Here is a 16,234-nt window from a genome sequence, read left to right as displayed (position 1 = left end):
CGGGGGTATTAAGCAGTAAATCCATAGTTTACATTGTAGCAGTTATCAAGCGGCCAGGGCGGCACTTTACGATTAGTTGTACCATAAAACACGCAAGGGCCCCCTTTGCGGGGGCCCTTTTTCAACCTGGTTTATGGGACAAGAATAATACGCGAAAGGCTAGCTTATTACCACCAAACCACTTCGTCGTTTGTACAATATTTCCCTTCATTTTTACATTTCAAGGAAACGCGCTTCCCAACAAAACTAGTCGACCCTGAGGATGAATCCGGATAAGGACAATTACAAGAAATCCAACAATTCAAACCGCCTTTTACACCGTTAAGATAGACACCCGGCTTTACATTATCAGGGCATTTAGCGCCTTTTCCACACGCACTCAGGCATTCACTATACTCTCGGCTTACTTGTTTAGAATAGAAAAACTTTTCTTCTTCCTCTACTTGATAGACTCGGCAACAACTAAAACGCCCGTCGCCACCCGATGGGTTCGTAAATTTAATATCACATTTGGGCACGCTTGTACAAGCATAATTTAGGAATCCGTAATTAAAAAAAGTGTTAACTTGTGCGTTTGCTTTGCATGCCTTACAGCCGGAATAACCGTTGCGGTCATTTTTCAAATCTTCGTTCCCTGTTCCCATCAAGCACAGATACGTTACCTCGCTCCCCCCTGCATATAGAGCGCGCAAACAAGACTGTTTATTTCCATAATTGGAACATTTCGCTTCCCAGCTGTTCGCGCCATATTTTTTCTTTAGGCAGTCTTGTGCCTTGCCTGAACCCATGCTATAAGAACAGCAATCTTCGTTTTCCGTACATTCTTCCACGGTTTTAGAGCAAGCACCTAAAAAGCTCTCCCATTTGCCATTTACGCATTTTTGCGTGGTTTGCGTACCGCAGGTATTACAGCTTTGGCTGCCGCTTACGGCCCCCTCCGTACATTCCGGGGTTTCACATTCCGCCACCGTTTTGCTACATTCGCCCAACTGGCTGACCCAACGGCCGCCCACACACGCTTGCGTGGTTTGCACGCCGCAGATATTGCAAGATTGGCTCCCGCGCACCTGTCCGTCCGTACAAGAGGCAGAAGGCGTCGGGTCCGTGCCTATTTCGCTCCCGTCGCCGTCCGTGCCCTCACAGCCGGAAGACGGAAACGTTAGTCCGTCACAACTGGGGTAATTTTTATTTAATTTGGTACAGTCATCCCCCTCACAGCAAAAACTGCCGTCCTGGTAAGACAGCATTTTTAAGGTGTAATCCCCTTTGTTGCTTTTAGCGGAAATGCCCTCGTTTTGCAAACTGTATGTATAGTTTTTGGTGTTGCTGGAAGAAACCACATCTGATAAGTTGTCAAATTTTAAGGTATAGGGTTTATCCATAGCACAGCGGCGCTCCTGCTCCGTGCGCACGGCGGACATCATTTCTTCGGCTTCCGTCACTTTCCGGTTTTCTATCACCCGGGTAAATTTAGGAAGCGTGACGGCAGACAGAACGCCTATTACAATGACTACAATAAGCAGTTCCGTAAGCGTAAAAGCACGCTTATTTTTGTTTTGTTTTTTGTTCACATATCCTCCATATACTTCGGCATAAAAACACTTTATCAAAAAAATAAAGCTCAAAGCAAGGCAGGTTCCGCAAAGGCAAAACCTGCCCTACCAAAGTTTTTGAATAAAACAACCTTACCGCCAACGCAAATTAGGCTCGCGCGCGGCGGAAACCTCGTCTATGCGTTTAACGCTTTGGGTGTGCGGAGCCTCTTTAACCAGTTGCGGCTCGGTTTGGGCCTCCTCAAAAATGCAACCCATGGCTTGGATAAACGCATCCAGCATATCTTTATTTTCCGTTTCCGTCGGCTCTATCATAATAGCTTCCGGCACAATTAACGGGAAATAAATGGTAGGCGCGTAAAAGCCGTAATCCAACAGCCGCTTGGCTATATCCGCCGTGTGAACGCCGTTCATTTTCTCCGCCACCGGGTGCAACACGCACTCGTGCATACACACTTCATCAAAAAACGCGGGGAATTTATCCTTTAGGCTCACACGCACATAGTTGGCGCTTAAAACGGCGTTTTCGGCAATGTTTTTAAGCGTGTTGCCGTCGTGCTGGCGCAAATACGCATAACCGCGCAAACACACGGCTATATTGCCGTAAAAGGCTTTCATACGGCCCAAACTGTGGGGCATTTTGCCTTGCAACGTATATTTGCCGTTTTTCAACGTGACTAACGGTTTAGGCAGGAAAGGCGCCACATGCGCCGCCGCACCCACCGGGCCGGAGCCGGGCCCGCCGCCACCGTGCGGAGCCGCAAAGGTTTTGTGCAAATTGAGGTGCATAATATCCACCCCAAAATCGCCCGGTTTGGCAAGGCCAATCAGCGCGTTAAAGTTGGCGCCGTCCATATATAACAGCGCGCCCGCTTTATGCACCAGGTCGGCAATTTCCAAAATATCCTTTTCAAACAGGCCCACCGTGTTGGGCACGGTCAGCATGACCACGGCGGTTTTGTCGGACAAGGCCGCCGCCAACGCCGCTTTATCCACGCGGCCGTCCGGGCCGGATTTGATGTTTACTACCGTAAACCCGCCCATATTGGCGGTGGCCGGGTTGGTGCCGTGGGCGGTATCGGGCACGATTACTTCCGTGCGGTTTTTATCTTTCCGCGCGGCGTGATAGGCTTTAGCCGTCATAATGCCCGTCAGCTCCCCATGGGCGCCCGCCGCCGGCTGAAGCGTAAACGCGGCTAGGCCGGTAATTTCTTTTAACAACTCCTGCAAATTATAGAGCATTTTTAAGGTGCCCTGCACGGCGCTTTCCGGCGCGAGCGGGTGAACCTGCGTAAAACTTTCCAACTGGCTCAGGCCGTCATAGGCTTTGGGGTTGTATTTCATCGTGCAAGAGCCCAGCGGATAAAATTGGGCATCCAAGCAGTAATTTTTTTCGGATAGTGCCGTAAAATGCCGCACCGTGTCAAACTCGCTGAGTTCCGGCAGTTTGGGCGCGGTTTTGCGCAAGTATTTTTCCGGCAGATATTGGGCGGCCGTTTGTTGCGGCGTACCCACACGCACCCCGCGGCGCCCGGGGCGGGATTTTTCAATAGACAGCAAATTGGTTTTTAGTATTTCTTGCATATTAAATCCCTCCCAACGCGGCGGCAAAATCGGCCACGTCCTGCGCGGTTTTGGTTTCCGTCACGCACACAAGCAGGCAGTTTTCAAACCCTTTGCCGGGCAAGGCATAGGCGGCAAAACCTTTCTTTTCCAATTTTTTAACCACTTGTTTGGCCGGTTTAGCACATTGTAAAACAAACTCGTTAAAAAACGGCCCGTTAAATTTAAGCTGATAGCCGGGGAGCGCCTGAACGGCTTGGGCTAATTGGTGGGCACGCTCCAAATTCAGTTGCGCCACTTCTTTTAAGCCTTGCGGGCCCAAAAGCGTTAAGTAAATCAGCGCGTTTAAGGCGCAGAGAGCCTCGTTAGAGCAAATGTTAGAGGCGGCTTTTTCGCGCCGGATATGCTGTTCGCGCGCTTGCAACGTAAGCACAAAAGAGCGGCGGCCGTCTTTATCTTTTGCCATACCCACAATGCGGCCGGGCATTTGGCGTTTGTAGGCTTCTTTACAGGTAAATAGCCCGAGCCCCGGCCCGCCGAAGTTCATGGCGTTGCCCAAAGGTTGCCCCTCCGCCACGGCAAAATCCGCGCCGTAAGAGCCGGGCGTATGCAACACGCCCAAACTAATCGGGTTAAATACGCTTACCAACAACGCCCCCGCCGCATGGGTCACATCCGCTACGGCCTGGGCATCTTCCAACTGGCCGTAAAAGTTCGGGTCCGCCAACACAAAGCAGGCGGTGTCGCTATCCGCCGCGGCTTTGAGGGCCGCTAAATCCAACGTGCCTTGCGGGCAAGGCACCGTTTCCACCCGCACTTTGGGGAAGTGCCGCAAATAGGTGTGCAAAACTTCTACATATTGCGGATGAAGCGCGCCGGACAGCACCACTTTTTGGCGCCCGGTAATGCGCATGGTGGCTAATACGGCCTCGGCCATGGCGGTTGCGCCGTCATAATGGGAGGCGTTGCTCACGTCCATATCCGTCAGCGCGCAAATACAGCTTTGAAATTCATAAATGGTTTGCAACGTGCCTTGGCTGGCCTCGGCCTGGTACGGCGTGTACGCGGTTAAAAACTCTCCGCGGGAGCTTAACGCGTTTACCGCGGCGGGAATAAAATGTTCATAAATGCCCGCGCCGATAAAATTTTTGAGCGGCTTATTTTCCGCGCCTAACGCCTTAATATGCGCGGCCAGTTCCGGCTCCGTCAACGCGGCCGGAAGATTTAATTTAGGGTATAAAAGCCCCGCCGGGATTTCCAACAATTCACGCACGGACGAAACGCCAATGCGCGCCAGCATTTCTTTTTGTTCTTGAGCAGTATGGGGAATAAACATAAAACCTCTTTATTTATAAAATACCCCGCCAAAGCGGGGATTTATATTTCCAAATGGCGCAAAAAGGTTATTTTTGCAGGGTGCCTTTGTAAGCGGCAAAGTCCATCAGGGCGTCATATTCGGCCGGGGCGGACATTTTAATTTTGAACAGCCAGCCGTTGCCGTGCGCTTCCCGGTTGACCAAAGCGGGGTCGTCCTTCAACGCTTCGTTTACGGCCACAATTTCCCCGCTGACGGGCGCGTAAATTTCGGACGCGGATTTAACCGATTCAATCACACAGCAATTTTGCCCGGCGGCCACTTTTTGGCCTACTTTCGGCAAGTCCACAAATACAATATCGCTGATTTCTTCCTGCGCGTGGTTGCTAATGCCCACCACGGCAATTTCTCCGTCTTTATAAGCCCATTCGTGGGTTTTGGCATAACGGCTGTTTTCTGCGGTATACATAAATAAATTTCCTCCTAATTAAACTCTGTTTTTATAAAATGGTGTTTTTACAACTTGGGCCGGAATACGGCGGCCGTGAATTTCAATTTCAACGGCAGTACCTTCCGCCAGGCCCGCCTGGGCATACCCCACGGCAATCCCCTTAAACAGCGGGGAAAAGGTGCCGCTGGTAATAGTGCCCGCTTCCTGCGCGTTTACAAACACTTTGCACCCGGTGCGCGGCACGCCGGCGCCGGAAAGACGAAAGGCGGTCAGTTTTTGTTGCACCCCTTTGGCCTTTTGCTCCGCCAATACCGGCTTGCCGATAAAATCTTCCTTAGCTAATTTTACCACCCAACCGCAGTTGGCTTCGTACGGCGTGCGGGATTGGTCGGCATCTTGCCCGTTGAGCAGGTAGCCGGCTTCCAAACGCAGTACGTCACGCGCGCCCAAACCGCACGGTTTGACGCCTTCTTTTAAGAGGGCATCCCATAATTTTACGGTAGCCTCCGGGGCAAGCATTACTTCCGCGCCGTCCTCTCCGGTGTACCCGGTGCGGGTTAAATACCCGTGCGCGCCCTCAAACACAACCGGGGTGATGTGGAACCGCGCCACGCCGTTTACGTCCCCCAACACGCGCGAAAGTTTTTCCACCGCGTGCGGGCCCTGTACGGCAATCATACCGTATTGGTCGCTTACGTCCGTCACGCGCACGTTAAAGCGGGGTGCGTGTTTTTGGAGCCAGGCCACGTCTTCTTCCCGGCAGGCGGCATTGACCACCACCAAAAATTTTTCCGGCGTTAAACAAAAAGCAATTAAATCGTCAATAATCGTTCCGCGCTCGGTTAACATGTGGGAATACGTCCCCGCGCCGGGCGTGTTTTTGATGTTATTGCAGTTTACATATTGCAAAAAAGCCCACGCATCTTTCCCTTCCACCAGCACTTGGCCCATGTGGGAAACGTCAAACATTCCGGCGCCCTCGCGCACGGCTTTGTGTTCGGCAATAATGCTTTCAAACTGAACCGGCAGCAGCCAGCCGTGGAAATCCACCATACGCCCGCTGGCAGCCTGACAGGCTTGGCAGAGCGGAGTTGTTTTCAAATTATTCGTCACGGTGTTCCTCCAAAAGTATAAAAGTATTGTATAAAATAATGGGCAAAAAGAAGTATAAAATAAAAAAGATTAGTTTTACATCTTCCCCTTGCCGTAAGTGCGGGTGCGAATTGCTATAATATAATTATGGCAGATACGCAAAGCGTCATCAGTGACGTAAAACTTTTTTTAGAGCGGCTCAAAAAGGAGCTGCCCGAAGTGTTTTCCGGCAAAAATGCCGCGCAGGATTGCACCCAACCGGCCGAACAAAACCGGGTGCTGTATAACGGCAACCTGTACGAAGCGCGTATGTACCTGACCCCGGACCAGGAGCCCGGGGTGGCATTTGACGGGAGTATCTTTCATATTTATTTACGCAGTGAACAAGACTCCCCGGCGGATTTAGTCACGCAGTGGCTGAAAGACAAAGCCGGCGAAGTTTTGCGCGCCAAAACCCGCCAATGGGCCGACAAAATGGGCGTGGAATACAACAACATTGTTATTAAAGACCAGCGCACCTTGTGGGCCAGTTGCTCCGGCAAAAAGAACATTAATTATTCTTACCGCATTATCAAAATGCCGCTGGCTGTGCAGGATTATTTAATGGTGCATGAACTTGCCCACCTGGTACACATGAACCACGGGCAAGAATACTGGCAATTAGTGGCCCAATACAGCCCGGATTATAACTTGCACCGCAAGTGGCTCAACGAAAATAAAGGCTCTATATTTGCCGAAGTGGAGCTAGCGTATCATGCGCCGGAAGAAGAAAACGCCGCGGCCGCAGAAAACGCCGCGGCAGAAACTCCGGCGGACTCCGCCGCCCCCGATACCAAAACTCCGCCCGAAAAATAGCTTTTACACCGTTTGAAAACGGTTTACCAATAAAAACTCACGCCGCACCCTGCCCGGTGCGGCGTGAATAGTTTCAGCAGGTGCGAGGAGACTGTTTTATGCGCACCCTTAATCCGGCCGTATGGCCCGGCCGGACAAATTTATTTTTTCAATACGGCCGCGCCGTTATCCACGCGCAAGACCGCCAACGCATCTTCCGGCGAAGAATGCCAACCCACCGGCAAGTATTTGGGTACATAACTGCACAAAGCCACTACTTTACCTTTATAAAAGAAAGGCGTGCCGCGTTTCATGGTCTTTCTAATGCCAAACGGGCTGCGGTTCGCGCGGGGAGATAACACCCCATGGCTCAAAAAGAACATGGCGGCCGCGTTATTAACTTCCGCGCCGTAGGCGCTTTCCAAATCGGCCCCTTTGGGCGCTATGCCCGCGGCCACCGCCGGAACCTGCTTAATCAACGCGGCAGGCAGGTCGGCAAAAGCAAAATCTCCGTTTATTTGCACTTTTGCCCCGGCTACGTTTATCTTTTTACCGTCATACAGGCGCACCTGCATAGTTTTTAAGACATAATCGCCATTTTTGGCACAGTCCGCCACGGTAAGCACGCGGCCGTTTATTACCACGCCGGAGCAGGTAGTTAGGTTGTGTTTACTTTCCCAATACATCCGTCTTCTTACGCGGCCAATGCGGTAGCGCGCTTTTTGAACCAGATTTTTTTGTTCCCATTCAAAGGTCAGGGATACTTGGGGCGTTTGCTTGGCCTTTGCCTGTTGGGTGCGGCGGGCGGCTACATCTTTGCGATGCAACACTTGTTCCACCTGGTCAGCGGTAGTGGCAAATGCCGGTACGGCGGCTAATAAAAGGACTACGGACAACAACTTTGTATTCATTTTCTTTTTCTCCTAAGTACAACTTTGATACATTTATTATATCAAAAGTTAGGTAAGGCTAACAAGCATTTTTTTAGGAGAAACTAACTTTCAGACGGTAAAACCTTATTTTTAATAGACTAAAAACCCCAAAATTCCGCTTAAAAAAATTATTTTAACAGGCCCCAACTTAAAAAAATAAGTGGCGCAAAAGGCTCCGGCAAAAAACAAAACACTTTTATAATCTATAAAATTATCCGCGTTGCACAGCACCAGTGCCGCGGCGGCTATTAACCCTACCACCGCCGGGCGCAACGCGCCGAAAACCGCTTTCACGCCGGACGATTCTTTATATTTTAAGAAATACTTGCTTACCAATAACATTAAAATAAACGAGGGCAAACACACCGCAAACGTAGCCACGCAACTGCCCAACACGCCGCCCCACGCGGCCCCTTGCGGCCCCAGCGCGGCTAAAAACCAATCGTGCCCGGCGGTGTAGCCTGTATAGGTAGCCAGGTTAATGCCAATGGGGCCGGGGGTCATTTGGCTGACGGCCACAATATCGGTAAATTCCGCCGTATTCAGCCAAGCCTGTTTATAAACAACCTCATGCTGGATAAACGAAATCATGGCGTACCCGCCGCCGAAGTTAAACAAACCTATCTTAAAAAAAGTGAAAAAGAGTTTCCAAAAAATCATTTTTTACGCCCCCACAGCCAACCAATCAGCCCGGCCGCTAGTACAATCCCCACCGGGGAAACCCCCGCCTTCCACACGCCCAGCGCCACCGCGGCGGGAATCAGCCACGCCGCCGGGCGTTTGCACACCGTGCGGCCCATATTGACTACCGGCACGGCAATCAGCGCCACCACGGCGGGGCGAATCCCCTTAAAAACACGCGCTACTACCGGGTTATCTTTATACCCCCTAAAGCAAAGAGCTATTAACAAAATGATGATAAAAGACGGCAACACCGCCCCCAAAGTAGCCGCGACGCTCCCCAACGTGCCTTTTATTTTATACCCCACAAAAATTGCCATATTTACCGCCAAAATGCCGGGGGCCGATTGGGCGATGGCCACTAAATCCAAAAATTCCGGGCGGTCTATCCATTTTTTATTATCCACAATTTCGCGCTCAATCAGGGGGAGCATGGCATAGCCGCCGCCCAAAGTAAACGCGCCGATTTTGGCAAAAATCCAAAATAAAACCAAATACATTTTCATAAAATTATTTTATCAATTTATGCTCTTGCCCCGCGTGCGCTTCCCACCGCGGCCGTAAAAACCGGGGCCACGCGCATAAATAAAAAACGCCCCGACGAACTGCTCGGGGCCTTTTTATGGTATGGGGGCGGTTGTAAAATTTATTTCAGCCAGCCTTCTTTTTTGGCGTAATCATATATGCCGTTATAAAGGCCCTGCGCCATTTTTTTGCGCACCGCCGCTTGGGAAAGCCTCCCGCGGTCTTTGGGGCTGCTGATGTAGCCCATTTCCACCAGAATAGCCGGGCTGTTTACCCCTTTTAGCACATAAAAATTGGCTTGCCGCACACTGCTGTTGCGGTTGACCGCAATACCAATGCCCGGCTGTTTGAAAACGGAATTACGCACATAGCCCGCCAGTTTGGAACTTTCGTTAATATATTCGTTTTTGGCGAGCGATTGCAGTAAAGCATCCACAAAATTGTAGTGGACTTCTTCATATTGCATGGCTTCGTTTTCCAGGGCGGCCACTTCGGCGGCTTCTTTGTCGGTGGCTTTTTCGGAGCGGAAATACACCTGAAAACCGTTTGCTCTGGAATTTTTGGAAGCGTTGGTATGCACGGACACAAACAAATCCGCCTTGAAATTATTGGCCTGTTTGGAGCGGTCCGACAGCGGAATAAACACATCTTTATCGCGCGTCATGCGCACTTCAAACCCGCCTTTTTTTAGTAGAGCGTACAATTCTTTGGCAACCGCTAAATTCCAATCTTTTTCCCGCTGTTTACGGCGCACCGCGCCGGGGTCTTTCCCGCCGTGGCCGGGGTCCACCATAATACGCATTTTTTTACGCGCCACGGATTCCACCCCTTGGTGAATAACCGCCGGTTTAAGCTCCTTGGCGGCCGGTTTGGCCGGGGCGGCGGGCTTAGCCGGGGAAAGGGTAGCACCGGGGGCCGCTTGCACCACAGCGGTTTTGCCCGCTTGAACTTGCGGCGCCGTTTGAGCCGGGGCGGCAGGCTTTTGCGTTGCCGGGGCCTGGGCGTTTTCCGCCTTTTCCGGGGCCGCGGAGGAGTCCTCCTCCATTACGCTGGGCGCAGGCAACAGTACGGCCGGCTTGGGCCCGGCAGGCTGGGCTGAAGACAAATACGTTTCCGGCCCCACCGCCGCGGGTTCCGGCGCACGGACAATAGGGGCAGACGTTTTATTTTTAGCGGCGCGGAAGACCCATTGGTCCCCCCGCGTGCCGGCCGACCACTCCTCTACGCCGCGGTTCAAAATAATTTTTAATACGGCCGAGCCGTCCTGCTGGCGCATTTGCACGGAATAGATAAAATCCCCTTTCAGGCGCAAAAATAACTCCCGCTTTAACACCGCACGCGGAAAGGTAATTTCCACCGTGTGCGCATTGGCCCGGTGGGAAACATATTGCAGCGGGGCCGTCATATCAAACACCAAATGCTCCCCGCCGGGGAGTTGGGTTTTTTCCGCATACGCCAAATTAAAATTCTTTTCCACCCACAGCGTGTTATTTTCAAAAGTAATTTTTCTATCCAACGCCTTGCCTAACGCGGGCAACGTAAAAAAGGCCACCGGAGCCATAATCCGCCCGCGGTAGGCTATCACGCTTTCGCCCAACGCTACCGGCTGGCCGTTGAGAATGACCTGGCTTTCCCCCGCGGTTAAAATGGAGGAAAACCCTTTTAAGGTCACTTTGGCTTGTTTGGCGGCGGAATACAGCTCCACGTTTGCGCCGATTTTTTTAGCCGTCTGCTGTACATCCAAATAAGTAATTCCGTTCGCCAAAAGAGAGGTGACCTCCCCTTTGTCTTTCCCAATCACTTTTACAGGCGTTTGGCCCTGCGCCCAACCGGGCACGCAGGTAAAAAAGCTAAACAAAGCGGCAAACAACGCAAGAAGCAGTTTCTTCATAGCCAAAACGGGGCCCGCACCGCACGGCACAGGCCCCACACCTTTACTCTAACACAATTTTGTAATCTTCCCACGCAATTTGCGGGTCCGCCTGGATTTTAAGCGAACGGTGGATGTTTTCTTCAATATCCGCCTGTTTTTGCTTAATGGCTTCCGCCAACACCGGGTGCAACACTACCCGCAAATTTCCGCCGGGGCGTCCGTTAGTCAGGTCGTAAATTTCGCGCTGGATTTTAATGCGCATGCTCTCGGCGGACAGTACCCGCCCGGAGCCGTGGCACTGCGGGCATTCTTCGCTGATGAAACTGCCGGTGCTTTCGCGTTTGCGTTCGCGGGTCATTTCCACCAGGCCCAGGCGCGTAATAGGCAAAATGCGGATTTTGGCTCTATCCCCATGCACGGCTTTGGTCAGCGCTTCCACCACGCGGTGGCGGCTGGAGGCTTTGCGCATATCAATAAAGTCAATGACAATAATCCCGCCGATGTTGCGCAGGCGCAGTTGGTGGGCAATTTCGTTAGCGGCTTCAATATTGGTTTGGGTGACGGTTTCTTCCTGCGATTTATTCCCCGTAAATTTGCCGGTGTTTACGTCAATGGCGCAGAGGGATTCCGCCTCTTGGATAATAATACTGCCCCCGTTGGGAAGCGGCAATTTGATTTTGCGCAAATTGTCAATTTCCGGCTCAATATCGTACGCTTCAAAAATAGGCGTTTTGCCTTTGTAGAGTTTTACGCGGTCGGCCAGTTCCGGCGAATTCTTTTTTACAAAGTCCAGCACGCGCTCGTAATCTTTTTGGTTATCCAGCAAGTACACGCTGGCATTTTCGGAAAGTACATCCCGCGCCACCTGCAAAACGGCGTCCATATCTTCGTGCAACAACTGCGGGGAGCGCATGGTTTCAAAGCGTTTCAAAATGGATTGCCATTGGCGGTACAGGTATTTTACTTCGCGTTCCAGTTCGTCTTTGCTGGCTTCTTCGGCTTCCGTGCGGACAATGCACCCCATGCCGTTTAAGTGTTTGGCGGCTAAATCTTGCACGATTTCGTTTAATTTATGGCGCGATTCGCTGTCTTCTATATTTTTAGATACACCCACAAAACTTTGGTTCGGCGTAAGCACCAAATAGCGGCCGGGGAGCGTCACGTCCATGGTCACTTTCATCCCTTTGGTGCCGATGGCATCTTTTACCACCTGCACCATTACTTCCTGGCCTTTTTTAAGCACTTTATCAATGTTCTTTTTATCGCCGCCTAAAATGTCCGAAATATACAAATAGGCGTTCTTTTCGTAGCCGATGTTCAAAAACGCGCTGGAAATACCCGGCAGTACGTTTTCCACCGTGGCTTTATAAATATTACCCACAATGTTGAGTGCGCCGCGGCGTTCCCAAATAATTTCGTTAATGCGCCCGTCTTCCATAATGGCAATGCGTGTTTCCTCAAACGAGGTATTCACAATCACTTCCACTTTAGGGCTGGTTTCCAAATTTTTCGTCATAAAAATTCCTCTCTGTACAACTCAAATGCGGTGCAACGCGCCTTGCGTGTCACGCCAGTATAAACCTTCCCGAATAAACTTTACGTTTTCTACGGTAAATTCTTCCCCTTGCATAATGGTAAGCCCCAACCAGGCGGCCACCACGTATTCCGGCTTGAGGGTTTTTCCTTCCACCGTTTGCAAAGTAAGCACTATTTTATCCGCTTGCGGCTGTTCGCAGGCCAAAACATACGGCTTAATGTTTTCTTCCCGCGTCATACCGTTAGGGGCCGTAATGACGGCCACGGCCCGGGAGGCGTTGATAAACTCCGCCAAACCGGGGCCGGGAGATAAGTGCTTAAAATCCCCCTCCAGCCAATAACAGGCCGCCGCAACCAGGTTGCTCACGGACGGCAACGCATACGGCACGCGCTCCACCCGTTTTATGGTTAAAGAGTTTCCGGCGGCTTGAGCCAATGCCTGCCGGGCTTCTTGTGTGCTGACAGGTTGGGTTAAATAAATATCGGCATATTCCCCTAAACTTTCCTGCGCATATCCCAATACCGGGCCATACGCCAACCGGGGCCAATTTTTATTTATTTTAGCAGGCTCAAACGCCAGTCCGCTCCCCAACACTGCGTTGCGTAATACGTTAAAAATGCGTTTGTGGTCCGGACGGCCGGACACAGTAAACTCTATACGCATTTTATAAATTTTTGGCGTGTTTATCATGTCGTTTTCCTTTTACGCGCGTATGCGCCGCGCATAGACGGACTGCGCCACCCCCAGCGCCAGTAAACTGGACACCAGGTTGGAGCCTCCGTATGAGATAAACGGCAGCGGTATCCCCGCCACGGGCACAATGCCAATCAGCATGCCGAAGTTGATTATCATGTAGGTAAAAAACATGCCAAACATCCCTCCGCACACCAAATAGCCGTACCGGTCACTGGCGCTATAACCAATCATCACCAGTCTCCATAAAATCAGTAAATAGAGCCCCAGTACCGTTAAAGTACCCCACAGGCCCAATTCTTCCCCCACTACTGCCAAAATAAAATCCGTGTGTTTTTCCGGCACGAACCCCAAGCGCGATTGCGTACCCGAAAACAACCCCTTGCCCAACACGCCGCCGGAGCCCATGGCAATTTGCGCTTGCAACACGTTGTAGCCGGCGCCTTTCGGGTCGGACTTCGGGGCCAAAAAGGCTTCCACGCGCTTACGCTGGTATGTTTTCATCTGGTGGTCTACAAACACCCCGGCAAAAAATCCGCCCAACACCACCGCCGTCCCCAACACAAAGTAAAACGACGGCAGGAAAATGCGCAACTGCCTAAACAGCCACCAAGTGCCATAGCCCAGGACCATCACTAATAAACACGCCCCGGCCATATACCAACCGTTATTTCCGGTCTGAAAGAACAGCCGCACCAGCGCATAATCCATAAGTTCCGGGTGCAGATATACATACGTCCAACCAATCGTACAAATCCCGGCCACCCCGCCGAATAACACCAGTAAAAGCAAATAAAACATATTAACCCCAGTACAGTACAAAAGCACCACAAGCGCGGGGAAAGTAATAACAATGGACGAAAAATCCGGCTGAAGCATAATCAGCCCGAAAATCGGCGCAATTAAAAGCCCCAGTCCCACCAGTGTACTTGTATCGCGGATGCGCGTACCGCGGCGGTCCAAAAAGGCGGCGGCAATCAGCAGGGTCAGCACCCGGCAAAGCTCCGCCGGCTGCATAGAGAAAAACGGCAAAACAATCCAAGAGCGGCTCCCGCGCTGGTACGAGCCCAACACCAGCACCGCCACCAACAAAAGGAGCACAAATCCGTACAGGGCCTTCCATTGTTCGTCATAAATTTGATAGTTAAAGCTCCACCCTACAAAAAAGGCCGCCCCGCCCAAGCAAAGCGCCACCGCGTGCGTGCGCACCACGCTGTTTGTAAACGAAATGCTGTTCACGGCCGACATCACACACAAGGCCCCGATAATCACCAGCCCCAGCATGGCAAAAAACAATATCCAATCCAATTTATTGCGTTTGGTTCCCGTCTTCAGCATTAATCCCCCAGGTTTTCTAACAGTTCACTATATTCTTTATCATTAGCGGCAGGCACGTCGGATGCAACCACCTTTCCGCGGTCATCCACCCCAAAATAGGCTTTTAGCATTTCCCGCGCAACCGGCCCGGCCGCGCTGGAGCCGTGCAAACCGTATTCCACAAATACGGCTAGGGCAATAGAGGGTTCTTCTCCGGCCCGCCCGGCAAAAGCCATAAACCAAGCGTGGTCGTCCCCGTGCGGGTTTTGGGCCGTACCCGTTTTGGCATACACATCCAACCCCGGTATTTTCGCCCACCGGGCGGTGCCTGCATCCGTGGTGTGTTTCATGGAATGCCAGATTAAATTGTAGGTATCCGCCGGATAATCCGCCATATTGAGGATTTCCGTTTTTCCTACCGGGGTTTCTTTACCGGTATGGTTGCTGACCAGTTTTTCCACATAATACGGACGGAAAACCTTTCCCCGGCTGGCAATCGCCGCCGCGAATTGCGCCAACTTTATAGGCGTGACAAGCAGTTCCCCCTGACCGATAGACAAATTGAGCGTATCCCCGATAAACCAGTAGGATTTATTGCGCGCGCGTTTGGTGGGCCCGTACATATTGCCGGAACGCTCCCCGGGCAAATCAATCCCGGTGGGGCGGCCGAACATAAACGCCCGCTGGACGCGCTCAATAGCGGCTGAGCCGATTTGCGCGGCCGTAGCGTAAAAGTAAACGTCGCAAGAATTGGCCAGGCCGTCTTCCAAATTCATCGGGCCGTGCCCGGTTTTTTTCCAACACTTAAACACGCGGGAGCCCGCATTGTAATAACCCGGGCACTTAATTTTATCGTTCGGGTTGAAATCCGGGTCTTGCAACGCGGCAATAGCCGTTAAAATCTTAAATGTGGAAGCCGGCGGATAAGTACCCTGGATGGCTAAGTTATATTCGCTGATTTGCTTATTATTTTTGGGGGAAGTGTCATCACTGTACGGCACAAAAATATTCGGGTCATACGCGGGCGCACTGGCCAACGCCAACACGGCCCCGGTGCGGGTATCCAACGCCACCGCCGCCCCGCGCCCGGTGGACGTTTTTTTGAGCCCCTCCTCCGCCGCACGCTGTACGGCAAAATTTAAGGTTAAATACACATCACTGCCCGGCTCCCATTTACGGTCTTCAATCACGCGCTTTACGCGGCCGCGGTAGTCCACTTCCAAATAGGCGCCGCCGTCCGTTCCTTTTAGTTCGCGCTCGTATTTTTTTTCTATCCCGTTTTTGCCGATTTTGGAGTTCAAGCGGTAATTCATACGCAAATCCCGCTTGCGCCATTCCGAGTCTTCCATACTGCCTAAATAGCCGATTAAATGGCTGGCAAAAGAGCCGTACGGATAGTCCCGCTTGGTTTCTTCCAACAAATACACACCCGGATAATAGATTTGCAATTCTTGCAGGGCTATGGTGGTTTTAGGGGAAAGGTTTTCGGCCAAGGCTACCGCTTTGCCGCTTTTTAAGCCCTCTAACAGCTTGTCGGTCAACGCCTCCTCGCTTAACCCCAATTTTGGGGCAAAATCCTGCGCTAAATGCTGTAAATAAGGGGTATCTTTACGGCCGGCGGCCAAATAATAAAAACTAAAGGAAGGCTGATTGCTGGCAACGGCTACGCCGTCCGAGGTAAACACGCGCCCGCGCGGTGCCGTTTGGTACAGCACCTGCGTACGGTTGCGCTCGGCCATTTCCAAATAATAGCCGTGCCGCACTACTTGAATGTCCACCAGGCGCAAGGCAATTACGCCGCACGCCGCACAGGCAATCAAAAACAACGCTTTCAAGCGCGCATTAAAAAAAATCTTGGTTGTGGGCAT

General features: G+C 51.6%; 14 protein-coding genes. 1 reads left to right on the top strand and 13 read right to left on the bottom strand.

Annotated elements, in window-relative coordinates; genetic code table 11:
• Positions 1-167: 167 nt before the first annotated feature.
• The 5 genes from ACQY18_RS00575 to gcvT all read right to left on the bottom strand — a co-directional run bounded on the left by ACQY18_RS00575 (position 168) and on the right by gcvT (position 5,995).
• Positions 168-1,571 carry a type IV pilin protein gene (locus tag ACQY18_RS00575; RefSeq protein ID WP_428038444.1) on the bottom strand — a complete coding sequence of 468 codons (1,404 nt, stop codon included), beginning with the start codon at positions 1,569-1,571 and terminating at the stop codon, positions 168-170.
• A 114-nt stretch (positions 1,572-1,685) separates the two neighbouring features.
• Positions 1,686-3,137 carry an aminomethyl-transferring glycine dehydrogenase subunit GcvPB gene (gene gcvPB / locus ACQY18_RS00570; RefSeq protein ID WP_428038443.1) on the bottom strand — a complete coding sequence of 484 codons (1,452 nt, stop codon included), beginning with the start codon at positions 3,135-3,137 and terminating at the stop codon, positions 1,686-1,688.
• Between the two features lies 1 nt (position 3,138).
• Complete coding sequence (gene gcvPA, locus ACQY18_RS00565; protein WP_428038442.1) at positions 3,139-4,452, bottom strand: aminomethyl-transferring glycine dehydrogenase subunit GcvPA; 1,314 nt, start codon at positions 4,450-4,452, stop codon at positions 3,139-3,141.
• A 67-nt stretch (positions 4,453-4,519) separates the two neighbouring features.
• Positions 4,520-4,900 (bottom strand): glycine cleavage system protein GcvH, encoded by a 381-nt coding sequence (gene gcvH / locus ACQY18_RS00560; RefSeq protein ID WP_428038441.1) that lies wholly within the window; start codon positions 4,898-4,900, stop codon positions 4,520-4,522.
• Positions 4,901-4,918: 18 nt separating this feature from the next.
• A complete protein-coding gene (gene gcvT / locus ACQY18_RS00555; RefSeq protein ID WP_428038440.1) occupies positions 4,919-5,995 on the bottom strand; it encodes a glycine cleavage system aminomethyltransferase GcvT in 1,077 nt (358 codons plus the stop codon).
• A 126-nt stretch (positions 5,996-6,121) separates the two neighbouring features.
• Between gcvT and ACQY18_RS00550 the strand changes: the two genes are divergently transcribed.
• Positions 6,122-6,829 (top strand): M48 family metallopeptidase, encoded by a 708-nt coding sequence (locus ACQY18_RS00550; protein WP_428038439.1) that lies wholly within the window; start codon positions 6,122-6,124, stop codon positions 6,827-6,829.
• Positions 6,830-6,969: 140 nt separating this feature from the next.
• Here the strand turns inward: ACQY18_RS00550 and ACQY18_RS00545 are convergent, their stop codons facing one another.
• The 8 genes from ACQY18_RS00545 to mrdA form a co-directional block, all read right to left on the bottom strand.
• A complete protein-coding gene (locus ACQY18_RS00545; protein ID WP_428038438.1) occupies positions 6,970-7,719 on the bottom strand; it encodes a hypothetical protein in 750 nt (249 codons plus the stop codon).
• Between the two features lie 111 nt (positions 7,720-7,830).
• Entirely contained in the window at positions 7,831-8,400 is a 570-nt protein-coding gene (locus ACQY18_RS00540; protein ID WP_176778085.1) for a chromate transporter, read from the bottom strand.
• A complete protein-coding gene (locus ACQY18_RS00535; RefSeq protein WP_428038437.1) occupies positions 8,397-8,927 on the bottom strand; it encodes a chromate transporter in 531 nt (176 codons plus the stop codon). Before ACQY18_RS00535 ends, ACQY18_RS00540 begins: the two co-directional genes overlap by 4 nt.
• A gap of 140 nt (positions 8,928-9,067) precedes the next feature.
• Complete coding sequence (locus ACQY18_RS00530; RefSeq protein ID WP_428038436.1) at positions 9,068-10,837, bottom strand: N-acetylmuramoyl-L-alanine amidase; 1,770 nt, start codon at positions 10,835-10,837, stop codon at positions 9,068-9,070.
• 43 nt (positions 10,838-10,880) lie between these two features.
• Entirely contained in the window at positions 10,881-12,335 is a 1,455-nt protein-coding gene (locus ACQY18_RS00525) for an Rne/Rng family ribonuclease (protein WP_176778088.1), read from the bottom strand.
• A 21-nt stretch (positions 12,336-12,356) separates the two neighbouring features.
• Positions 12,357-13,046, bottom strand: coding sequence for a DUF2344 domain-containing protein (locus ACQY18_RS00520; protein ID WP_428038435.1), 690 nt, complete (start codon positions 13,044-13,046; stop codon positions 12,357-12,359).
• Positions 13,047-13,058: 12 nt separating this feature from the next.
• Complete coding sequence (locus tag ACQY18_RS00515; protein ID WP_428038434.1) at positions 13,059-14,387, bottom strand: FtsW/RodA/SpoVE family cell cycle protein; 1,329 nt, start codon at positions 14,385-14,387, stop codon at positions 13,059-13,061.
• Positions 14,387-16,234, bottom strand: a complete 1,848-nt coding sequence (mrdA, locus tag ACQY18_RS00510; RefSeq protein ID WP_428038433.1) for a penicillin-binding protein 2 — start codon at positions 16,232-16,234, stop codon at positions 14,387-14,389. Before mrdA ends, ACQY18_RS00515 begins: the two co-directional genes overlap by 1 nt.

It is taken from the genome of Candidatus Avelusimicrobium faecicola, from assembly GCA_900540405.1.
GTDB classification, from domain to species: Bacteria; Elusimicrobiota; Elusimicrobia; order Elusimicrobiales; family Elusimicrobiaceae; genus Avelusimicrobium; species Avelusimicrobium faecicola.
This window is presented reverse-complemented; position numbering and strand designations above follow the sequence as displayed.